The sequence below is a fragment of the Amycolatopsis solani genome (genome assembly GCF_033441515.1).
Taxonomy (GTDB): domain Bacteria; phylum Actinomycetota; class Actinomycetes; order Mycobacteriales; family Pseudonocardiaceae; genus Amycolatopsis; species Amycolatopsis solani.
In genome coordinates, this window is the sequence record NZ_JAWQJT010000001.1 from 760,266 (window position 1) to 780,875 (window position 20,610).

At 72.4% G+C, this 20,610-nt stretch carries 22 protein-coding genes and 2 pseudogenes; 15 read left to right on the forward strand and 9 right to left on the reverse strand.

Going from position 1 to position 20,610, the window contains the following annotated elements:
- Positions 1 to 2: 2 nt before the first annotated feature.
- On the forward strand, positions 3 to 1,169 hold the full coding sequence (locus SD460_RS03830; RefSeq protein WP_290060332.1) for a pyridoxal phosphate-dependent aminotransferase: 1,167 nt from the start codon (positions 3 to 5) through the stop codon (positions 1,167 to 1,169).
- A gap of 359 nt (positions 1,170 to 1,528) precedes the next feature.
- Positions 1,529 to 2,866 (forward strand): hypothetical protein, encoded by a 1,338-nt coding sequence (locus tag SD460_RS03835; RefSeq protein ID WP_318305918.1) that lies wholly within the window; start codon positions 1,529 to 1,531, stop codon positions 2,864 to 2,866.
- Between the two features lie 500 nt (positions 2,867 to 3,366).
- On the opposite strand, the gene yczR is transcribed toward SD460_RS03835, so the two are convergent.
- Positions 3,367 to 4,812 (reverse strand): MocR-like transcription factor YczR, encoded by a 1,446-nt coding sequence (gene yczR / locus SD460_RS03840; protein WP_318305919.1) that lies wholly within the window; start codon positions 4,810 to 4,812, stop codon positions 3,367 to 3,369.
- A gap of 61 nt (positions 4,813 to 4,873) precedes the next feature.
- Between yczR and yczE the strand changes: the two genes are divergently transcribed.
- On the forward strand, positions 4,874 to 5,500 hold the full coding sequence (gene yczE, locus SD460_RS03845; RefSeq protein WP_318305920.1) for a membrane protein YczE: 627 nt from the start codon (positions 4,874 to 4,876) through the stop codon (positions 5,498 to 5,500).
- Here the strand turns inward: yczE and SD460_RS03850 are convergent.
- Entirely contained in the window at positions 5,497 to 6,024 is a 528-nt protein-coding gene (locus SD460_RS03850; protein ID WP_290059551.1) for a Clp protease N-terminal domain-containing protein, read from the reverse strand. The genes yczE and SD460_RS03850 overlap by 4 nt on opposite strands.
- Positions 6,024 to 6,233 (reverse strand): sigma factor-like helix-turn-helix DNA-binding protein, encoded by a 210-nt coding sequence (locus SD460_RS03855; RefSeq protein ID WP_014154112.1) that lies wholly within the window; start codon positions 6,231 to 6,233, stop codon positions 6,024 to 6,026. Before SD460_RS03855 ends, SD460_RS03850 begins: the two co-directional genes overlap by 1 nt.
- A 274-nt stretch (positions 6,234 to 6,507) precedes the next feature.
- On the opposite strand from SD460_RS03855, the gene SD460_RS03860 reads away from it, so the two are divergent.
- Positions 6,508 to 7,293 carry a protein phosphatase 2C domain-containing protein gene (locus SD460_RS03860; RefSeq protein WP_318305921.1) on the forward strand — a complete coding sequence of 262 codons (786 nt, stop codon included), beginning with the start codon at positions 6,508 to 6,510 and terminating at the stop codon, positions 7,291 to 7,293.
- A gap of 36 nt (positions 7,294 to 7,329) precedes the next feature.
- Positions 7,330 to 7,890: pseudogene (locus SD460_RS03865) on the forward strand (DUF998 domain-containing protein); the annotation flags it as partial.
- 84 nt (positions 7,891 to 7,974) lie between these two features.
- Here the strand turns inward: SD460_RS03865 and SD460_RS03870 are convergent.
- Complete coding sequence (locus SD460_RS03870) at positions 7,975 to 9,003, reverse strand: D-cysteine desulfhydrase family protein (RefSeq protein WP_290057499.1); 1,029 nt, start codon at positions 9,001 to 9,003, stop codon at positions 7,975 to 7,977.
- Positions 9,004 to 9,093: 90 nt separating this feature from the next.
- Here SD460_RS03870 and SD460_RS03875 point away from each other — a divergent pair, with 90 nt between their 5' ends.
- Genes SD460_RS03875 through SD460_RS03885 form a run of 3 tightly spaced genes read left to right on the forward strand, consistent with a single transcriptional unit; the run spans position 9,094 to position 11,887 of the window.
- Complete coding sequence (locus SD460_RS03875) at positions 9,094 to 10,470, forward strand: amidase (RefSeq protein ID WP_318305922.1); 1,377 nt, start codon at positions 9,094 to 9,096, stop codon at positions 10,468 to 10,470.
- Positions 10,437 to 11,015, forward strand: a complete 579-nt coding sequence (locus SD460_RS03880) for a TetR/AcrR family transcriptional regulator (RefSeq protein ID WP_290057501.1) — start codon at positions 10,437 to 10,439, stop codon at positions 11,013 to 11,015. The genes SD460_RS03875 and SD460_RS03880 overlap by 34 nt, the downstream gene beginning before the upstream one ends.
- Entirely contained in the window at positions 11,012 to 11,887 is an 876-nt protein-coding gene (locus SD460_RS03885) for an oxygenase MpaB family protein (RefSeq protein WP_290057502.1), read from the forward strand. The genes SD460_RS03880 and SD460_RS03885 overlap by 4 nt, the downstream gene beginning before the upstream one ends.
- Positions 11,888 to 11,954: 67 nt before the next feature.
- On the opposite strand, the gene SD460_RS03890 is transcribed toward SD460_RS03885, so the two are convergent.
- A complete protein-coding gene (locus SD460_RS03890; protein ID WP_290057503.1) occupies positions 11,955 to 12,509 on the reverse strand; it encodes a CGNR zinc finger domain-containing protein in 555 nt (184 codons plus the stop codon).
- A gap of 54 nt (positions 12,510 to 12,563) precedes the next feature.
- Between SD460_RS03890 and SD460_RS03895 the strand changes: the two genes are divergently transcribed.
- The 5 genes from SD460_RS03895 (at position 12,564) to SD460_RS03915 (ending at position 16,988) form a co-directional block, all read left to right on the forward strand.
- A complete protein-coding gene (locus SD460_RS03895) occupies positions 12,564 to 13,409 on the forward strand; it encodes an alpha/beta fold hydrolase (RefSeq protein WP_290057504.1) in 846 nt (281 codons plus the stop codon).
- Positions 13,410 to 13,505: 96 nt separating this feature from the next.
- Positions 13,506 to 14,903, forward strand: a complete 1,398-nt coding sequence (locus SD460_RS03900; protein WP_318305923.1) for a DUF8832 domain-containing protein — start codon at positions 13,506 to 13,508, stop codon at positions 14,901 to 14,903.
- Complete coding sequence (locus tag SD460_RS03905; protein WP_318305924.1) at positions 14,900 to 15,292, forward strand: FixH family protein; 393 nt, start codon at positions 14,900 to 14,902, stop codon at positions 15,290 to 15,292. The genes SD460_RS03900 and SD460_RS03905 overlap by 4 nt, the downstream gene beginning before the upstream one ends.
- 15 nt (positions 15,293 to 15,307) lie before the next feature.
- The gene (locus SD460_RS03910) at positions 15,308 to 16,450 is read left to right on the forward strand and encodes a hypothetical protein (RefSeq protein WP_290057507.1); all 1,143 of its coding nucleotides are present in this window, start codon (positions 15,308 to 15,310) and stop codon (positions 16,448 to 16,450) included.
- A complete protein-coding gene (locus tag SD460_RS03915) occupies positions 16,443 to 16,988 on the forward strand; it encodes a hypothetical protein (RefSeq protein ID WP_290057508.1) in 546 nt (181 codons plus the stop codon). The genes SD460_RS03910 and SD460_RS03915 overlap by 8 nt, the downstream gene beginning before the upstream one ends.
- A gap of 134 nt (positions 16,989 to 17,122) precedes the next feature.
- On the opposite strand, the gene SD460_RS03920 is transcribed toward SD460_RS03915, so the two are convergent.
- Positions 17,123 to 17,377 carry a DUF397 domain-containing protein gene (locus SD460_RS03920; RefSeq protein WP_086860869.1) on the reverse strand — a complete coding sequence of 85 codons (255 nt, stop codon included), beginning with the start codon at positions 17,375 to 17,377 and terminating at the stop codon, positions 17,123 to 17,125.
- 287 nt (positions 17,378 to 17,664) lie between these two features.
- Between SD460_RS03920 and SD460_RS03925 the strand changes: the two genes are divergently transcribed.
- Entirely contained in the window at positions 17,665 to 17,934 is a 270-nt protein-coding gene (locus tag SD460_RS03925; RefSeq protein WP_290057509.1) for a hypothetical protein, read from the forward strand.
- 3 nt (positions 17,935 to 17,937) lie between these two features.
- A complete protein-coding gene (locus SD460_RS03930; protein WP_290057510.1) occupies positions 17,938 to 18,192 on the forward strand; it encodes a hypothetical protein in 255 nt (84 codons plus the stop codon).
- 62 nt (positions 18,193 to 18,254) lie between these two features.
- Here SD460_RS03930 and SD460_RS03935 read toward each other — a convergent pair whose 3' ends face one another.
- The 3 genes and pseudogenes from SD460_RS03935 to SD460_RS03945 all read right to left on the reverse strand — a co-directional run bounded on the left by SD460_RS03935 (position 18,255) and on the right by SD460_RS03945 (position 20,534).
- Positions 18,255 to 18,863, reverse strand: coding sequence for a class I SAM-dependent methyltransferase (locus tag SD460_RS03935; RefSeq protein WP_290057511.1), 609 nt, complete (start codon positions 18,861 to 18,863; stop codon positions 18,255 to 18,257).
- Positions 18,860 to 19,708 carry an SAM-dependent methyltransferase gene (locus SD460_RS03940; protein WP_290057512.1) on the reverse strand — a complete coding sequence of 283 codons (849 nt, stop codon included), beginning with the start codon at positions 19,706 to 19,708 and terminating at the stop codon, positions 18,860 to 18,862. Before SD460_RS03940 ends, SD460_RS03935 begins: the two co-directional genes overlap by 4 nt.
- A pseudogene (locus SD460_RS03945) lies at positions 19,705 to 20,534 on the reverse strand (SAM-dependent methyltransferase). The gene SD460_RS03940 and the pseudogene SD460_RS03945 overlap by 4 nt, the downstream one beginning before the upstream one ends.
- Positions 20,535 to 20,610: the final 76 nt, after the last annotated feature.

Genomic DNA, 20,610 nt, shown 5'->3' on the forward strand with positions numbered 1-20,610 from the left:
TCGTGCGCGAACCTGCTCTCGTCCCCCGCCTCCGGCCGTTCACCTCGACCATCTTCGCCGAGATGACCGCGCTGGCCGTCAAGCACGACGCCGTCAACCTCGGCCAGGGCTTCCCGGACACCGACGGCCCGGCCGGCATGCTCGACGCCGCCAAGAACGCCCTGTTCGGCGGCGCCAACCAGTACCCGCCCGGTCCCGGGCGCCCGGAGCTGCGGGCCGCGATCGCGCGGCACCGGCTGCGCTACGGCACCGAGTACGACCCGGACACGGAGATCCTCGTCACCGCGGGCGCGACCGAGGCCATCACCGCGACGCTGCTCGCGCTGACCGAAGCCGGCGACGAGGTCATCGTCATCGAGCCCTACTACGACTCCTACGCCGCCGCGGTCGCGATGGCGGGCGCCGAGCGCCGGGTCGTCGGGCTGGTCGAGGGCGAGGACGGCCGCTTCGGCCTCGACGTCGAGGGGCTGCGCGCCGCCGTCACGCCCCGGACCAGGGCGATCCTGGTCAACTCGCCGCACAACCCGACCGGCACGGTGTTCACCCGCGCCGAGCTGGAAGCGCTGGCGGCGCTGTGCGTCGAGCACGACCTGATCGCGATCTGCGACGAGGTCTACGAGCACCTGGTGTTCGACGACGCGGAGCACATCCCGCTGGTCACGCTGCCCGGCATGCGGCCGCGGACGGTGAGCATCTCGAGCGCGGGCAAGACGTTCAACTGCACCGGCTGGAAGATCGGCTGGGTCTGCTCGACCCCGGAGCTGGTCGCGGCCGTGAAGGCGGCGAAGCAGTTCATCACGTTCGTCTCCGGCGGCCCGCTGCAGCCGGCGGTGGCGCACGCACTCGACCACGAGCTCCCTTGGGTCGACGGCTTGCGCGACTCCCTGGCGGAGAAGCGCGACCGGCTGTCGGCGGGCCTCGCCGAAGCGGGTTTCGCGGTCCGCCCGACGGCCGGCACGTACTTCGTGTGCGTCGACGTCCGGCCGCTGGGCTTCACCGACGCCGCCGACCTCGCGTGGGAACTCCCCGGCCGCGTCGGAGTCGCCGCGGTGCCCGTGAAGGTGTTCACGGATCACCCGGACGAGTGGAAACACCTCCTGCGTTTCGCGTTCTGCAAGCGCAACGAAGTCATCGACGAAGCCATCACCCGATTGCGCAAACTGGTCTGACGACTCGAGGCGTGTCCCACATCCCGGAAGCGGCCCGGCTCGGGCACCCACCGTTTCCGAAGTGATACCGAAGGCGAGCGCATTCGCGGAAACATCAGGTCAACGGCCGGCCGGGTAAATTGCACGACTCCTCCGAATGGCCGCACGAGAACACCCGAACGGCACTGAGAGTGATCAACTTGTCGGCCGCAGATACCTTGCCCGGTAGGGCCGTTCCGCCTTACGGGCTGGATCGAACGCGGGAGAGATGAAAGACTCCCGAGCGGTGCTAGAAAGAGTGCAGCCCCGGGGGAACTGCGACCTGGCCGGAGAAAGACCCCAGCGAGAACAGACTTCAGGCGCGGACGGTGGTGGTGGCGGTGAGCAGCACGGCGAACGCACGCCACGACGCCCCCGAAACCCGTGCCCCCGAAACCCACGCCTCCCCCCGGACGGCGTTCACAGCGGGTGAAGATCCCGGCGAAAGGGCTTTCGCACCCGGTACGCACCTCGCAGGCCAGGCCGCCGAACCGAGGCGCCGGGGCAAGGTCGCGCTCGTCGCGGGCCACGCGTCCGCGCCGGGATCGCCTCGCGCGCGCGGGCGGGCGCCACGGCCGTGGGCGGGTGCGCTGCAGCGGCCGGCCGCCAAGATCCTCGTCGCCGGGGGCCTGACGCTCGCCGGGTGGCTGCTCACCGCCACCCTCTCCGGGAACACCGCCGGCGCCACCGAGCAGCCGGCGTGCCCGCAGGCTCCCGCCGCTTCCACTGTGGACCACCACAGCGCCAAGCACGCCAAGCACCGCAAGAGCCACCGCGAAACCGGCGCCGCCACCTGCGCGCAGCAGCCGGAAACCGGCGACCAGGCACCGAGCGACCCTGCCGAAACCCCGGCCACCGAGTCCAGGGCCGACAGCGAGTCCACGGCCGAGACCAAGCCGGCCGACACCGAACCGGCCGAGACCAAGCCGGCCGCGACGACCAAGCCGGCCGAAGACACCACCGCCACCGAGAAGCCCGCGGCCCAGACCAGCGGGATCCACGCCACCGAGACCCCGGCCACCCAGAACGCCGGCCTCCTCGGCGGCCTGGTCGGCGGGGTCCTCAACGTGGTCGGCGGCACCCTCACCACGGTCACGAGCACGGTCGGCGTCGTCACGGACACGCTCTCCCACACCGTCCTCGCACCGCTCACCCAGCCGCCCGCGAACAACCCCGACGCGCCCGTCCTGCTCCCGCTCGACGACGTCCTCGGCCCGATCCTCAACGGCGGCTCGAACTCGGGCGGCGCGACCGCCACCGTCCCGGTCGCGACCACCGTCGTCGCGACGACGACGACCGAGGCGCCCGCCACCGCCGTCCAGACCGCGGCCGTCGAAGCCGAGTCGCAGAGCACCGGCCGCGCCACCACGCACTTCGTCGTCGTGCGGCACGTGCAGCCGCAGCAGCCCAGGCCGGAACAGCCGCGCGACTCCGGCGTGCACGCCCGCGAAGGCGGCGGCGACACCACTCCCGGCCTGCCCGGCGGCACCACCGCCCCGAGCGCGCCGGCACCCACCGCCGCCCCCGGCCACGACGGTCCCGGCGGCGCGCGTCACGCGTTCGCCGTCCACACCGACGACGTCACCACCACCCAGCTGAAGCTCATCGGTGCCAGCCGCGACCACGACGTCGACGGCGCGGGCAGGGAAGCCGCCCTGCCCACCACCTCCCCCGACTGACCCCGCACCGGGCAGCCGGGGACACCTGCGTCCAAATCAAGATCAACTGGACGCACTTCCACGCCGTTGATGCGTGACGAATCCCCTGCTCCAGTACGCAATCCGTGACTCTTTCACGTCTCGCGGCGCGCTCGCGCGCCCGACGTACGCCAGGGGTGCACAACCATGCGAAACCACAGTCTTTCCGACCGGCCGACCGCGCCCGGCCGGGTCGGATCCCGGTCCCGGCGCCGCGCGGCCCCCGCGGCGCCGGGACCCACACCGGACGCGCTCCGGGAGCCCTTGCTCACCGCGCCGAGCGAGGACTCGCAGTACCGAGAGCACGTCTGAGCCGCGGGCTTCCCGGCACGTCGAGGGGCTGTGCCGGGAAGCCAGCGGTTACCCGCGAGCGGGGTCACGTCCGCGAGCGGGGGTGTGAACCGCGAACCGGTGCGCTGGATGCACATGAACGCCGCCCATCCCTGGGAGCAGGCTCGCATCCAGCGCACCGGTTCGTCGTTTCAGGCGATCGGCGCGGCCAGCGACTCCGGCGTGCCGCGGACCGACGCTTCCGCCGTGCTCAGGCGGCGGACGGCCTGTTCCATCGTTTCCGGCGGCAGCGAGAACGGCAGCCGGAGCCAGCGCTCCAAGCCGCCGTGGACGCCGAAGCGCGAGCCCGGCGCCACCTGGACGCCGTGGCCCGCCGCCGCGACCGCGAGGCGGGAGCTCACCGGCTCCGGCATCCGGCACCACAGCGACAGGCCGCCCTTCGGCAGCGTGAACGTCCAGTCCGGCAGGTGCTGCCGCACGAAGCCGGCCAGCGCGTCGCGGTAGCCGCGCAGCTCCTCGCGGCGGCGGGTCAGCGCGCTCTCGTCGTCGAGCAGCTCGGTCAGCACGAGCTGCTCGAACACCGGTGAGCCCAGGTCGACCGCGTAGCGCGCCGAAACCAGCCGGCCGAGCAGGTCCTCCGACGCGCGGATCCAGCCGAGCCGCAGCCCGCCCCAGTGCGTTTTCGACGCCGACCCCACACAGATCGCCAGGTCACCGGCGAACGCGGCCAGCGGCGGCGGCCCGTGCAGCGGATCGCCCTCGAGGTCCAGCTCCACGAGCGTCTCGTCGACGACGACCGGGGTCCGGGCTCGGCTGAGCACCGTGCCGAGCCGGTCGCGGCCGACGGCGTCCAGGCGCAGGCCGGTCGGGTTCTGGAAGTCGACGACGAGGTAGGCGAACCGCGGCGACGCCTGCCGCAGCGCCGCGTCGACACCGGCGATGTCCCAGCCGCGCTCGCCGCTCGGGTCGAGCGCGACCGGCACCGGGATCGCGTGCGCGGCGCGGATCGCCTCCAGCGCGTTCGGGTATGTCGGCTGCTCGACCAGCACCCGGTCGCCCGGCCCGGCGAGCATGCGCAGGACCAGCACGAACGCGTGGTGCGCGCCGTTGGTGACCATGACCTGCGCGGGGGTCGTCGGCAGCCCGCGTTCGGTGTAGCGGCGGGCGATCCGCTCGCGCAGGCCCAGCAAGCCGCGTTCCTGGTAGCCGTGGTCGCCGAGGTGGGCGGTGAGCAGCCCACGGGCCGTGTCGACGGCCGCGGCCGTGCCCGCGATCGCCGGCGAGGACGCGTGGGTGAAGTCGATCGAGCCGCCGCCGACCGGCGCGAGCGGGCCGCGGCCCCGCCGTCCCGGCGCGGCGACCCACGACCCCGCGCCGCGCCGGCTCGCGACGAACCCGTTCTCCCGCAACCGGTCCAGCGCCGCGCCGATCAGCGTCCGGCTGGCGCCGAGCGCGTCGGCGAGCTCCCGTTCGGCGGGCAGCCGGGTGCCGAGCGGGAGCTGGCCGTCGAGCACCTGCAGCTCGATGGCCGCGGCCAGGTCGGCCGCGCCTTGCCGGGAGCCTTGGCGCCAGGAGCCCAGCATGACGGCCAATCGCGGCCCGGAGATGCGTCCACCCAGTGGGACTGCGGCTTCCATAAGGCCAATATCCTGGAATTGGCTATGGTTTACAAGGCCACTTGCGGCGGATAGTGCAGGTGTGGCTCAGATCGACCTCCGGCCCGTCCGGATCACCCGTGACCCCGCCCGCCGCAGCGTGCAGCTGCTCGCGGGCCTCGCCCTCTACGGCACCAGCGTCGCCCTCGTCACCCGGGCCGGCCTCGGCCTCGAACCGTGGAGCGTGCTGGCCGAAGGCGTCCTGAAGCACACCGGCCTGACGTTCGGCACCGTGACCGGCCTGATTTCGGTGGTCGTGCTCCTGGTGTGGATCCCGCTGCGCCAGCGGCCCGGCATCGGCACCATCGCGAACGTCGTCGTCATCTCGGTGATGGTCGACGCCGTCCGCGCGGTGGTCCCCGACCAGCACGAGCTGGCCTGGCAGATCGCGCTGCTGGTCGGAGGCATCGTGCTCAACGGCGTCGCCACCGCGACCTACGTCGGCGCGCGGCTCGGCCCGGGTCCGCGCGACGGCCTGATGACCGGCCTCGCGGGCCGCACCGGCTGGTCGGTCCGCCTGGTGCGCACCGGCATCGAGGTCACCGTGGTCGTCGTCGGCTTCTTCCTCGGCGGGACGGTCGGCGTCGGCACCGTGCTCTACGCGCTGGCGATCGGCCCGCTGACCCAGGCGCTGCTGCCGTACGTGGTGTGGCGCGAGCCCGTCGCCTAACCGGCTTTGCGCTGCTGGACGACCCGGCGCAGCGTCGCGTAGTCGGCGCCGCGCCGGGCGAGGACGTCGTCGGTGCCGCGCTGCTGGGCGAGCGCGAGCAGGATGTGCTCCTGCCCCAGGTGCTTGTCCCCCATCCGCACCGCTTCCTTGAGACTCAGCTCCAAGGTCTTCTTCGACTGGGCGGTGAACGGGACGTGCCCACGCTTGGCCGGACCGAGCCGACCGGCCAGAGCCCCTTCGCCGTGGGTCTGCTCGACGCGCTCGACGATCTGCTCGACGTCGATCCCGAACTCCGTGAGCGCCTCGGCGTCGGCGTCGCTGACCCCGCCGCGGCGCCGGGTCCGTTCCAGTTCCGCGGCCAGGTCGTCGGTGGCGATGCCCAGCTCGGTGAGCAGCGGCAAGCCGGTCTTGAGCAGCCCGGCCAGCAGGTCCGACGGCTCGACCCGCACCGAGCCGGACTGCCGCGCGGTCATCTGCGCCTCGACGACCGCGAGCCGCGCGTCCGCCGTGAACCGTTCGAACATCAGTGCCTCCCGTACTTCTTGTGCACGGCCTGCCGGCTGACCCCCAGCTCGGCGGCGATTTCCTGCCACGACCAGCCCTGCACCCGCGCACTGCGCACCTGCACGGCCTCCAGTTGTTCCAGCAGCCGCCGAAGCGCGGCGACCGCGCGCAGCCCCACCCGGGGATCGCGATCACCGGCCCGGGCGGCCAAATCCGTCGCTTCCGTCATGCTGTCAACCTACGTTGACATCATGAGTCTGTCAACTGAAGTTGACGCTTGATGCGAGCGGGTTTGATCGCTTCGACTGGTGGGGCCTGGTGTTCTGGTCCCGAATGCACCCAATGTGGCGTTCGGTGCGTTGGACGCAACCAACGCCACATTGGGGCGCTTGGGGCGGCCACCTCCCCAGTCTGGCTAGCCGAAGTCCTGCGCCCAGCCGAGGCCGGGCCGGCACCGGCGCGCTCAGCGCGAAGCCGCCGGAGGGTCGACGTACAGTCGGGTGATGCCCGAGATCGCGATCGCCGAGCGGGCCGGGGTGGGCGCCGACGGCCACCCGCGCCCCACCGAGGACCACGTCGTCGTGCTGGACAACGCGGTGCTGGTCCTCGACGGCGCCACCTCGTCGGACCCCTCACAACCCCCCGGCGGCTGGTACGCCGAGCGCCTCGCCCGGCACCTCGGCGACGGCCTCCGCGCCGCGCCCGAAGCCGACCTGGCCGAGGCGCTGACCCGTGCGATCGGCGAGGTCACCGCCGACAACCGGCTGCTTCCCCGCCACTCACCCTCCAGCACGGTCGCGGCCGTGCGGTGGCTCGACGACCGCGTCGACGCGCTGGTGCTCGCCGACAGCCCGGTGGCCGCGTTCGGGCGCTTCGGCGTCGACGTCGTCTCCGACGACCGGCTCGCCCGGCTGCGGCGGCGCGGGCTGCTCCAGACCGGCGCCGACGTCCGCCGCCGTCGCAACGCGCACGACGGGTTCTGGGTCGCCGAAGCCGAGCCCGGCGCCGCCGCGCACGCCGTGCGCCGCAGCTGGGCGCGGGCGGACGTCGAAGCCGTGCTGCTCGCCAGCGACGGCGTGTCCATCGGCGTCGACCAGTACGAGCTGTTCGGCTGGCGCGAAGTCCTCGAGATCGCGCGCACCGACGGTCCGGACGCCGTCCTGGACGCCGTCCGGACCGCGGAAAAGCAGGATCCGGACGGCGAGCGCTGGCCGCGGCCGAAGCGCCACGACGACCAGGCGCTCGTGCTCGTCGACTTCACCTCCGGGGGAATTCAGGGTCTTCCCTGATCACCCACCGTGCCGTTCTCCGAGAACCTGGACGGCATGGGGACGGAACAGGGGAAGCGCACGAGACCATGGCGGCTCGTCGCGCTGGGCGCGATCGGGTGGGGCCTCTTCACCGCCGTGGTGCTGCACATCATCAGCTCGCACGACCCGGTGTACGACACGCTCTCGAGCTACACGGTGACCGATCGCGGCGAAGGCATGCTCGCGGCGAGCGTGCTGTCGCTGGCCATCGGGTCGCTCGCGGTGCTCGGCGCGCTGCAGGTCGCCGGGGTCCCGCTGTCGCGGACGACCCGGCTGCTGCTCGCGTTGTGGGCGCTGGGCATGGCCGCAGCGGCGATCTTCCCGGCCAGCTACCCCGAAGCGCCGGACCCCGTGAGCGGCGAAATCCACCTCTACGCGTGCTTGGTCGCGTTCTGCAGCCTGCCCGGCGCCGCGATTTCGCTGCTGGAACCGCTGAAGGGCCACCCGGAACGCGTCGCCGTGGTCCGGGCGATCCGGGTGAGCGCGGCGGCGTTCGCGTTCTTCGCGCTGAGCTTCCTCTTCGTGCGGCTGAGCGAGGCCGGCATCGAGCCGTTCGGCGTGGTCTCCGACGTCGTCCCGATCGGCGTCACCCAGCGGCTGCTGCTGCTCGCCGACGTCGGCCTGCTGCTGACGCTGCTGCGGCTGGCGACCCGGCTCGAATCAGCCTTCGACGGCCGCCGCGAATTCGGGCGCGTAGCCGTACAGGCCGGGCATGCCGCCGGTGTGCAGGAACACCACGTGGTCGTCCGGGGCGAAGTGGCCCGCCCATTCGACCAGCGCGGCGGCCACCTTGCCGGTGTAGACCGGATCGAGCACGACGCCCTCGGTGCGGCCGAAAAGCCGTAGCGCGTGCCAGACGGCGTCGGTCGGGATCCCGTAGCCGGGGCCGAGCGTGGAGTCGCCCAGCCGGACGTGGTCGAACGACGGCGGTGCGACGCCGAGCAGCTTGGCCGCGCCGGCGGTGAGTTCGCGCAGGTTTTCGGTGGCCTCGTCGAGCGGGTGGCTGACGCAGGCGACGCCGACGCCGAGGTTCTTCAGCAGCGACGTCGCCAGCACGACCCCAGCCGCGGTGCCGCCGCTCGCGTGCGGGACGACGAGGTGAGCGCGTTCGACACCGCGTTCTTCCAGCTGCTTCGCGAGTTCGTACGTGGCGCGGACGTAGCCGAGCGCGCCGAGGTCGTTCGAGCCGCCGACCGGCACGGTCGCGACCTTCCGACCCTCGGCGGCGGCTTCGGCGACCAGGCGGTCGTAGACGCGGCCGGTCTCCTCGCCGTCGGCGCAGACGTGGACGGTCGCGCCGAAGAGCTTGTCCAGCGGGATGTTGCCGCCGCGTTCGTAGGCGTCGCCGTCGCGCGGGACCTTCGCGGTGAGCACGAGTTCGCAGCGCAGGCCGAGCTTCGCGCACGCGGCGGCGGTCTGGCGGCCGTGGTTGGTCTGGAGCGCGCCGAACGTGATCACGGTGTCGGCGCCGGCCTCGCGAGCGGCGCCGAGGTGGTATTCGAGCTTGCGGAGCTTGTTGCCACCGGCGCCGAGCGGGTGGACGTCGTCGCGCTTCAGCCAGAGGTTCCGCAGGCCGAGCGCTTCGCCGAGCCGGGGCGCTTCGTGCAACGGCGTCGGCCAGCCACCGAGGTCGACCCGGGGGATCGCGTCGAGGGCGGCGGCGGGGAACCCGGCGAAGTCGAACGTCATCAACCCACTCTAGAGCGCCCGGGGAGTAGCCGGAAACCATCGGTATCCGGTAACGTTCGTTCGAACGAACGAGAGCGCCCGGGAGGTGCCATGACCGCAACGAGCCTCGACTTCACCGGTCTCGCCGCGCAGGCCGCGCGGCTCGCCGCCGGGGAAGTCACCTCGGCCGAGCTGACCGCGACCGCGCTCGGGCGCGCGCACGCTAGCCAGCCGACCCTCAACGCCTTCCGGTACCTGCGCGACGAAGCGGCGCTCGTCGAAGCGGCCGAAGCTGACGAACGGCTCCGGGCCGGCGACCGCGCGCCGCTGCTCGGCGTGCCGATCGCGATCAAGGACGACGTCGACCTCGTCGGCCTGCCGACCTCCTTCGGCTGCGCCGGCGAGTTCCCGGTCGCGACATCCGACGCGCCCGCCGTCGCGCTGCTGCGGGCGGCCGGCGCCGTCATCATCGGCAAGACCAACACCCCCGAGCTGGGCCAGTGGCCGTTCACCGAGGGCCCGGCCTTCGGTGCGACGCGCAACCCGTGGCACCCGGACCACACCCCAGGGGGTTCTTCAGGCGGGAGCGCGGCCGCGGTGGCGTCGGGGGTCATCGCGGCCGCGCTCGGTTCCGACGGCGCCGGGTCGGTGCGCATCCCGGCCGCGTGGACCGGGCTCGTCGGCATCAAAACCCAGCGCGGCCGGATTCCGACCGGCGGCGAGCTGTTCCACGGCCTGACCGTGCTGGGCCCGCTCGCCCGCACGGTCGGCGACGCCGCACTGCTGCTCGACGTCGTCGCGGACACCGGGAGCGCGTTCCGGACCGCCGCCGCCCGCGAACCCGGCCGGCTGCGGATCGGGCTGTCGACGCGGATCCCGTTCACCGCCACCAGGACCCGGCTCGACCCGGTCGTCGAGGCGAACGTGCGGCGGCTCGCCGAATCGCTGGCCGGGCTGGGCCACGAGATCGTCGAAGTCGAACCGGACTACGGGCTGATCGGCCTGACGTTCCTCCCCCGCTCGCTCACCGGCGTCCGCGACTGGACGCTGCGGGTGCCCGACCGCGCCGGGCTCGACCCGCGCACGCGCAGCAACGCCGGCCACGGCCGGCTGCTGGCCGGTCCCGCGCTGCGGCTCGCCCGCGCGCTCGAGCCGGGACTGCACCGGCGGATCGGCTCGGTGTTCGGCCGCGTCGACGTGCTGCTGACGCCGACCACCGCGACCCCGCCGCCGCCGATCGGCACGTTCGACGGGCTGTCCGGCTGGGAGACCGACCAGGCCATGATCGCCGCCTGCCCGTACGCTTGGCCGTGGAACGTGCTGGGCTGGCCGGGGGTCAACGTCCCGGCCGGGCAGACGGCGGCCGGGCTGCCACTGGGCGCGCAACTGCTCGGCCCGTCGCACGCCGAGGAGCGGCTGATCTCCCTCGCCGCGCAACTGGAAGAGGTCGAACGGTGGCCGGAGCGGCATCCCGAGACAAGCTGGTAAGCACCCGGGAAGCCATCCTGCGCGGCGCGCTGACGGTCGTCGGCGAACACGGCGTCGGCGGGCTGACGAACCGTCGGATCGTGGCCGCCGCCGGCGTCTCGCTCGGCACGCTGACCTACCACTTCCCGAGCCAGACGGCGTTGCTGCGCGAGGCGATGCTGCTGTTCGTCGAGGAGGAGACGGCGAAGCTCGGCGCGATCGTCGACGGCTACCGCGCGGCGGGCTTGAGCATCGAGCAGGCGGCGTCGGTGGTCGAGCACGTGATCGCGCAACTGCCGTTCGGCGCCGACGAGCTCGGCGCGCACGAGCTGTACCTCCAGTCCGCCCGCGATCCCGGCCTGCACGAAGCCTCTTCGCGCTGCTTCGCGGCGTACGACGAACTGGCCGTGACGATCCTGGAAGCCCTCGGGGTGCCGGACCCGGGCCGGCTGGCCGGGCCGGTGGTGGCGCTGATCGCCGGGCTCCAGCTGCGCCGCCTGGCGACGGGCGAGACGGACACCCCGGTGGCCGGCCCCCTGATGATGCTGATCCGCGGGGCTGGATGACGCGGGAGATCGTCCGCGGCACGGCGGCGTGGAAGTACTTCGGCGACTTCCGCGACGCGCTCCTGGCGGGTCAGGTACTGGTGCTGCAGGTGGCGCACCCGGTCGTCGCGGCGGGCGTGCGCGATCATTCGGACTACACGTCGGACCCGTGGACGCGGCTGATGCGGACGGGCGCGTCGCTGTCGATCTACGTCTATGGCGGGGTTTCCGGTGCGCGCGTGGAAGCGGCGCGGCTGCGTGCGTTGCACCGGTCGTTCGCGGGGTCCCTTTCGGACGGACGCCGGTACAGCGCGCTCGACCCGTTGGCGTACGCGTGGGTGCACGCGACCTTGGTGATGGTTCCCGTTGACGCACAACGGTTCTTCGGCCGCCCGCTGTCCACTTCGGAGCTCGACGAGTATTACGCGCAGATGTGCGACATCGGGCGTCTGCTCGGCGTGCGGGAGCGCGATCTGCCGCCGGATTGGGCGGCTTTCTCGCGCTACTACGACGAAATGGTGGCCGGGTTCGCCGGCAACCCGACGATCGACCAGCTCTTCGAGACGATCGAGACGGTCCGGAAGCCGGTCGGCTGGCTGCCCGACCGGTGGTGGCTCCCGCTGCGGCGGGCGCAGGCGCGGGGACAGCTGTTCCTGATCCGCGCGACGCTGCCACCGGTCCTTCGCGATCGCCTCGGCCTCGCATGGACCGCGCGCGACCAGCGGCGCTTCGACCGCTCCGCGCGGGTGGTGCGCCTGCTCGCGACCCCGCTCCCGCCCGGCCTGCGGACCGCCCACATGCGCTGGATCGGCAAGCTGAACGTCTGGTTCCGCGCCCACCCGGGCGCCTACCGCCGCCTGGTGGGTGGCAACGGCCCCGGCGCGAAGCCCTGACCGAGCGGCACTTTCCCTATGAAAGTTCCGCCCGGTCCTCGCGGCACTTTCATAGGGAAAGTTGCGCTCAGGTGTCGCGGGTCGTGAGGCGGGCGTAGTGGGCGCGGGCCTTGGCGCGGTTTCCGCAGCGGGACATCGAACACCACTGGCGGTTGCGGCGCGGTGAAGCGTCGCAGAAGCGCTGTCCGCAGTCGTCCGCCGCGCACACCCGTACCGAAGCGTCGCCGGTGGCCAGGTCGATCGCGTCCGCGGCCAGTGCCGCGAACGCCGACGCCACCGGGTCCTTCGGGGCCGGGACCTCGCGTCGCAGCACCCCGCCCACCAGTGCCAAGCGCGGCGGCGGGGAAGGCGCCGACGCCGCCGCGTTGTTCACCAGCTCGATGTCCATCCCCGAAGGCTCCTCGGGTGGGAGCAGCACCCGGTCGATCGCCTCCCGCAACGCCTTCGCGGCCAGCACGTTCCCCGCCGTCACCGGGACCCGCCCCGCCGTGAAACCCGCCAGTGACAGCCATTCCGCCAGCGCGTCGGGCCCGGTCAGCAGCTCGACGCCGTCCTCGTGCCGGCTGCGCAGCGTGTTGACGAGGTCGAGGCACGGCCGTCCGCCGTCGAAGACCCATTCCATGCCGCCGATTCTAACCCTTGAAGACAGTTAGAGGCAGCGCTACTGTCTAACCCCATGAACCGGTTAGAAGATGTGAACGGGATCCGGATGCACTTCCTGCAGGCCGGCGACGGCCCGCCGCTGTTCCTCCTCCACGGCTGGCCGCAGACGTCGCACTGCTGGCGGAAAGTCATCGAGCCGCTCGCCGAGACGCACACCGTCATCGCGCCCGACCTCCGCGGCTACGGCCGCACCGACAAACCGCGGACCGGGTACGACAAGCGCACCATGGCCGCCGACGTCGCCGCGCTCGCGACACACTTGGGCTTCGAACGGACCGCCGTCGCCGGGCACGACCGGGGCGGGCGCGTCGCCCACCGCTGGGCGCTGGACCGGCCGGACCAGGTCGACCGGATCGCCGTCCTCGACATCGCACCCACCCGCGCGATGTGGCAGCGCCTCGACACCGGCGTCGCCAAGGCCTACTGGCACTGGCTCTTCCACCTCCAGCCCGACCTGCCCGAGCTGCTCGCGGGCCAGAACATTGCCGGCTACCTCGGCTACTTCTTCGAGCGCTGGACCCACCAGCGCCACGCGCTCGACGCCGAAGCACAGGCCGAGTACGTCCGCGCGTTCTCCCAGCCCGGCGCGCTGCGGGCCGGCTTCGACGACTACCGCGCCTCCTTCCCGGACGACGCGGAACTCGACGACGCCGACTTCGAAGCCGGGAAGCGCGTTACGCAGCCCCTCCTCGCGCTGTGGGGCGCGAACGGCCTGCTCGGCACCCTGCCCACCCTCGAGATCTGGCAGGAGTACGCCCCCGGCGCGACCGGCACCGCACTCGCCGACTGCGGCCACTTCCTCCCCGAGGAGCAGCCCGGCGAAGTGGTCGCCCACCTGCGGGACTTCCTCCGCCCCTGAGACCACCGGGGGTACCGGTCCCCCGCACTGGGGACCGGGATTCCCTCGCCGCCGTGACGCCCGCCACCGGCTGTGCCGGTTAGGTTCGGGGTCACCATGGGGAGCAAATCGAAAGCGGCACTGCTGATGCTGCTGGCCGTATTGGGGATCGCGGCCGGCGGCGGGACCGCGCACGCCGACGGCGCGCCGAGCGGCACCGACGTCCAGGTCGCGCAAACGCTCGGCGCGCGCGAACTCACCGTGATCATCCGCCGGGTCGACACGACGCCGTCGCCGCTGCGGGTCGACGTCGTGACGCACCGGGGCAGCCCGCCCGGCACGCTGCACGTGGCCGTCGCGGCCGACGGGATCACGAGCGCGCGGACCGACGTCGTCCTCGGCGCCGAACCCGGTGTGTACGCGGGAAATCTACGGGTCGACAAGCCCGGACCGTGGACGTTGTCGCTCAGCGACGGCACCGGCCCGGCCGCGACCATCCCGTTCGTCGTGCCGGCCCGCGTGGTGCCACCGTGGGAAAAGGCGACCTACGGCGGGTTCGTCGCGGCGGGCGCGTTCCTGCTGCTCGCCTTGGTCGTCGGCGTCCGGGCGAAACGCACGGCGTACGCGCTCATCCCGGCGGGCGGCGTGGTGGCCGCGATCGCCGTCGCCGTCACTGGCGCGCTGCTGTCGGCGAGCACTCCCCCGCCGCCCGCGCCCGGCAGCCGGCTGGACCCGACCTTCGACAACGTCACCGATCCGTACGCCAACGCGCAGTTGTCCACTGTGGACTACTCGCGGCCGCCGGTGAACCTCGCGGTGGAAGCCGCACGTGACGAGCTGAAGCTGCGGCTCACCGACGGCGCCACCGGCCGTCCGGTCGACGACCTGCTGGTGCACGACAACGCGCTCGTGCACCTGGTGCTCATCTCGCCCTCCGGACGGCTGAGCCACCTGCACCCGGTGCGCGTCGGCCCCGGCGACTACCGCGTCCGCGTCGCCGATCCCGAGGCGGGCACGTACGCCGTCGCGGCGGAACTCGCCCGGCGCGGCGGCGGCGTCCAGCTCGTCCGGTCCACTGTGGACTTGAAAGGCACGGCCTCGTCGGCGCCCGAGCCGCCGGGTCCCGGACCGCGCACGGTCGACGGCACCTCGGTGGAACTCACCGTCAGCCAAGGGACACCGACCACGATCACCGCGCGCTTCCCGGCCCAGGACCTCCAGCCGTGGCTGGGCATGCTCGGCCACCTGATCATCACCGGGCCGTTCACCGGGGCCGCCGGGGAAGGCGCCGCGAAGGCACCGACGTGGGCGCACGTCCACGCGATGATCCCGCCGGTCGCCGGCCAGGCCGACCGGCCCGACGAAACGGTCGCCGCGTACGGCCCGGACGTCAGCTTCACCTACACCTTCGCCGCGCCCGGCCGCTACCGGATCTGGCTGCAGGCCGAGCGCGGCTACCGCGTGCTGACCGTCCCCGCCGTGGTGGACGTCCCGACGACAGGAGCCGGCCGATGAAACGCCCGACAGTGCTGATCGCCGCGGTCGCGGTCGTCGCCGCCGGCCTGCTCACGTGGTTGCTCTGGCCGGGCGGCGGCGCGAAACCCACCACGCAGCAAGCGGTTTCCGGGCCCTACACCGTCCAGTTCTCCGCGGACCGGCCCCGCATCGGCGGCAACACGTTCGCGGTGGCGGTGACCGGGCCGGCGCCCGAAGCCGTCACGGTCGCGCCGGTGATGGCGCAGATGGGGCACGCGCTCGCGCCGGTGCCCGCCGGGCCGGACGGACCCGGCCGCTTCCGCGCCGCGGACGTCGGGCTGCCGATGGCCGGGCAGTGGGAGATCACCGTCTCGCTGCGGGGGCCGGGCGGGGCCGCGCAAGTCGTCTTTCCGTTGCTCGTCAACTAAAGGAGGGTCGGGGGAATGGATCTCACCGCATCCGGCGTCAAGACGGCGTCGGTCGCGAAACCGGCGCGAACGGGGTTGCTGCCGGCGAACGTCGTGCTCGGCGGGTCGTTGCTGTCACTGGTCGGGCTGACCTGGGACATCCAGTGGCACAGCGACGTCGGGCCGGACACGTTCTTCACGCTGCCGCACTTGTTCCTGTACGCGGGCAGCGCGGTCGTCGGCCTGGCGAGCCTCGCCGTCGTGCTGCTGACGACGGCGGCGCGCCGCGCGGGCCGCCCGGTCGACCCGCGGGTCGGCGGGCGCGTGGTCAACGTGTTCGGCAAGACGTTCGCCGCGCCGCTCGGCTACCTCGTGTCGGGGGTCGGCGCGGCCACGTTCCTGCTGTACGGCCTGTGGGACCAGTGGTGGCACGGGCTCTACGGCTTCGACGCGGTCATCGACTCGCCGCCGCACATCGGGCTGCTGCTGTCGATCACGGTGTCGCTGATCGGCACGACCGCGGTGTTCGCCGCGGCGCGGGAGCACCGCTGGGGCCGGCTCGGCACGCTGGGGTCGCTGACCGTGCTGCTGACGTTCGCGCCGGTGCTGGCGCTCGGGCTGCAGCAGGTGCCGGACGACTACGCCGACGCCGTGTCGATCGGCCAGTCGACGATGGCGGTGCTGCTGGTCGCGGTCGGCGCGGGGTTCTTCCGCCGTCCCGGCGGGGCGGTCGGCACCGCGGCGCTGGTCGCGGCCGTGCAGGCGGTCTTCTGGTGGTTCTCGCCGTGGGCCGCGCAGGCCTACGCCGAAATGGTCGGGCTGCCGATGCGCGACGCGATCTCCGGGGTGCCGGAAATGCCGTCCCTGACGCCGATGGCCCTGCTGCCGGTGGCCGCGCTGATGGAGCTGGGCTACCTGGCCGGACGGCGCCGCGGGTGGCGTCCCGGCCGGGTTTCGGTGGTCGTCGGCGGCGTCGCCGGGCTGCTGATCGGTTTGAGCCTGCCGGTGCAGCGCGTGCTGCTCTACACCGGCGCGCACCTGCCGCCGGCCTGGTACTTGACGACGACCGCCGTGCTCAGCGCGGCGCTGGGGCTGCTCGGCGGGTTCGCCGGGTGGCGGTTCGGCGGGATGCTGTGCCTGCTGGCGCCCGCGAAGAAGGGGGAAACCGCTGATGCGTAAAGCACTCCTGGCCCTAGCTGCCGTAGCCGGGCTGTTGTTCGCAACCGCGGCACCGGCGAACGCCTACGAGCCGGTCAACATCGTGCACACCGAACGGGTGCAGGCCGGGCCGTACGGGCTGACGGTCGGGTTCAGCACCTGGCCGCTGAAGGCCATGCAGTCACTGGACTTCACCTTCATCCCCGACGGCGGGATCGAGGGCAAGTCCGGCACGCTCACCATGGTCAACCCGGAAGGCGGCCAGAACCGGAAGCAGCCGCTCGTCCGGCACCCGCGCAAGCTCGACGTCTGGGGCCTGGACGTCCGGTCGATGCCGCGGCCGGGCGCGTGGACGTTGCGCTTCACCGTCAACGGCCCCGCCGGGTCCGGTACCGGGGAGCTGCGCGCGCTGCCGGTGCTGGAACAGCCGGGGCCGCCGATGGGGGTCAGCTGGGCGATCAGCACGCTGCCGCTGATCGGGCTGGTGGTGCTCGTCGTGGTGGCCTGGCGGCGGACCCGCAGCCGGTTGCGAGGAGGGGAGCTCCCGGCAATCGGGTGAGATTTCGCCCACATTCCGCGGTCGCACGTATCCGGACCGCCGCGAAGGCCTCCTTCACCGCAGAGACGGGGAAGGGGGCCTTCGCCATTCGAACACTCAACCGGGTGACCATGATCACCCGCGCAGGGGACGACTCAGGCCGGCAGGTCGAACTGCCCGGCCTTGACGGCGACCAGGAACGCTTCCCACTCGGCGGTGTCGAACACGAAAACGGGGCTGGTCGGGAGCTTGGTGTCCCGGACGCCGATCAGGCCCTCGCGGCCCAGGTTCACCTCGACGCAGCTGCCGCCGTTGGGCTCGCTCGCGAACGACTTCTCCCAAGCGGCCTCTTCGAACAGGGACACGGCCGTGTTCGGATCGTAATCCGCGAACGACGGATAATCCGCCATGGGTCGTACCTCCGACGATTGATGGGGGGTGCGGCCGCGACCTGGTCGAAAGCACCCGTACCCGGCTACTCAGTGTCTCAATGGCCTAGACCGCAGGGCCAAGCGGGTGATCAACTAGCTTCGGCCTCGACATGAAGATTATTCCAGGAGTAGGATTAATCGCATCGGCCGGGGCGCCGGCGTCGGTGAACGACTGCTTGCGCGCGGCGGGCGGTCCCCGAGCGACGCCGAAGCGGCCGAAACCGAAGAACCAAGCCACCGCAGGAACCTCATGGGGGAGGATCAGCGTGATCGTCGAGGACAGCGCGCCACCGGGCGTGCTCGTCGCAGGCCGGCTCGCCAGGGGCACCACGGGCGAGGCCCGCCGGGTGGTCCACGTCTTCGGCCTGGACGCCGCCGCGACCGACACCGAGCTGGTCCGAACCAGATGCGGGGAAGCGCTTTCCCGTCAAGACGTCGAATGGCTGGTCCCCGGGGCCGGCATGCCGTGTGAACCCTGTCTCGGACTGACCGGCGGCGAGCCCGCCCGGGCACCGCGACGAGAGCTGGGGGTGTAGACGATGGCCGTCCGAATGAACTCGCTCTTCCGCCGCGAGGACGAAGAGCACCGCGGCCGCCGAGGGATCGGCGACGAACTGCGGAACCGCTTCGGCTTCAGCCTGATCCAGGCACCACTGCGCAAGACCACCCCGTGGGCGACCGACCAGGACCTCCCGCGGCAGCGCTACTCCGACGGCGTCCGCACCACGCGGCCGCTGGAGGCGTCGATCGACCTGACGCCGCTGCTGCGCGGCCGCATCGGTTCCCGCGCCTGAACAACCCACCACGAAAAAGAGCCCCGGTTCCCTGATGGGACCGGGGCTCTCGCGCGTGCGGGCTACGGTTTCCGCAGCAGCAACCGGCCTTGCCGGAAGGGGCGCTCGTCCGCGGTGTGCTCCCGCCGCAGCCGACCCACCTCGACGAGCCCCGCCGCCGCACCGAGCGCGGCCAGGTCGGCCGGCGGCCAGCGGTACGCCGTCGTGACCTTGTGGTCGAACGTCGTCACGACGTCCCCGTCGGCTTCGAACCAGCCCAGCAGCAGGACACCGCCCGGCGCCAGCGTGCGGGCGAACTCGGCGAAGTAGCCCGGCAGTTCGGCCGGCGGCGTGTGGATCACCGAGTACCACGACAGGATCCCGGCGAGCGAGCTGTCGGCGATGTCCAGCGCCGCCATCGACCCCACCGTGAAGCGCAGGTCCGGGTGGGCGGCACGGGCCAGCTCGACCATGACCGGGGACAGGTCGACGCCGGACGCGTCGAGGCCCAGCGAACGCAGGTGCGCCGTGAGGTGGCCCGGTCCGCAGCCCAGGTCGGCGACCGGGCCGCGGCCGCGCGCGTAGTCCGCGAACGCCGTCCAGGCCGCGCGGTCCAGCGGGTCGCCGTCCCAGATCGGGCCGACGAACTCCGCGTACTGGACCGCGACGGCGTCGTAGGGCGTCGCCGTCACGGTTTGCGACCGAGGCCGCAGAGGTGGCCGACGAACGACGGGTCGTTCGCGAGCTTCTTGGTGGCCCGGGACTCGATCTCCTCCGGGTGCCACTCCGGGAGGAAGACGATGCCCGGCTCGACCAGTTCGAGGCCGTCGAAGAACGACGTGAACTCTTCGCGCGAGCGCAGGTGCAGCGGCGTGCTCGACCGGTTGTACTGCTTCATGATCGACTCGCGGCTCTCGGAGTCGGCCATCGCGTCCAGGCCGTCGCTCGTCAGGTGCGAGGACAGGAAGTACGACCCCGATGGCAGCAGCGACTGGTACTTCTTGATGGTCTGGGCCACCGGCTCGTCCGGGCCGAGGAAGTACAGGACGCCGACGATGATCAGGCCGATCGGGCGGTTCGGGTCGAGGACGCCGGTGTCGAGCGCGCGCTTCCAGATGTCGGCCGGGTCGCGCAGGTCGCCCTGCAGCACCGCGTGCCGGTCCGCCACGCCTTCCTTCTCCAGCAGGACCTGCGAGTGCGCCACCGCGACCGGCTCGTTGTCGACGTAGACGCACCGCGCGTTCGGGTTGACCTCGGCCGCGACCTCGTGGACGTTGCCGACCGTCGGGACGCCGGAGCCGAGGTCGAGGAACTGGTCGATGCCGTTGCGCGCCAGGTACCGGACGCCGCGGCCGAGGAAGTCGCGGCCGGCGCGGGCGACGGTCTTGATCATCGGGAACGTCTTGACGGCCTGCTCGCCGAACTGCCGGTCGATGGCCCAGTTGGCGGTGCCGCCGAGGAACCAGTCGTAGATGCGGGCCGCGTTCGGCCGCTCGAGGTCGACGCCTTCGGGGGCCTCGGGATCCTGCGTCGTCATGCGAACCGTCCTTCACGCTTGCGGCCGACACCGCCGACCACGCTCGCGAGGGGGACCGTGGCGGCGCCGGGCTCGGGGCGCCACTCTCCCACAGGCACGATCCCGGGCTCGACGACGTCGAAGTTACCGAAGAACGCGGCGATCTCGTCGAGGGACCGGGAAACCGCGGGCGAACTCGACCGTTCGGACAGCTTCACGAGCCGCCGGATCTGCGCCAGCTCGTCCCCTTCCACGCCGGATTCGGTCGCGTGCGAGAGCACGTACGCCGACCCGGGCGCCAGCAGCGTCCGGTAGTCGCGGATGGCTTCGCGGACGCCGGTGACGTCCGGGAGGAAGTGCAGCACCGCCACGCTCAGCAGGCACATCGGCTGGTCGGGGTCGAGCACGCCGGTCGCCAGCGCGGCTTCCCACACCTCTTCGGCGTCGCGCAGGTCGGCGTGCAGCACGGCGTGGCGGTCGGGGTCGCCGGTCTCCTCCAGCAGAATTCGCGCGTGCGCCACGGCGACGGGCTCGTTGTCGACGTAGACGCACCGGCTGTCGTCGGCGTGGTCGTCGGCCACCTCGTGCACGTTGCCCGCCGTCGGAATGCCGGAGCCGAGGTCGAGGAACTGCGTGATGCCTTCGGCCAGGCAGTAGCGGACGGCGCGGCCGAGGAAGTCGCGGTTGCTCCGCGCGAGAGTTTTGGCCAGCGGGAACGCCTGCACCGCCTGCTCGCCTACTGCCGGTCGATCGCCCAGTTCGCGGTGCCGCCGAGTGCCCAGTCGTAGATCCTCGCGATGTTCGGCCGGTCGAGGTCGACCGCGTCGGGGAGGAAGTCGGGGTCCACGATGTCCACTTCCGGTGGATTCCAGCGCAACAGGAGGACTCTACCGAAAGTTGTTCACCGGCCGGGATAGCTGACG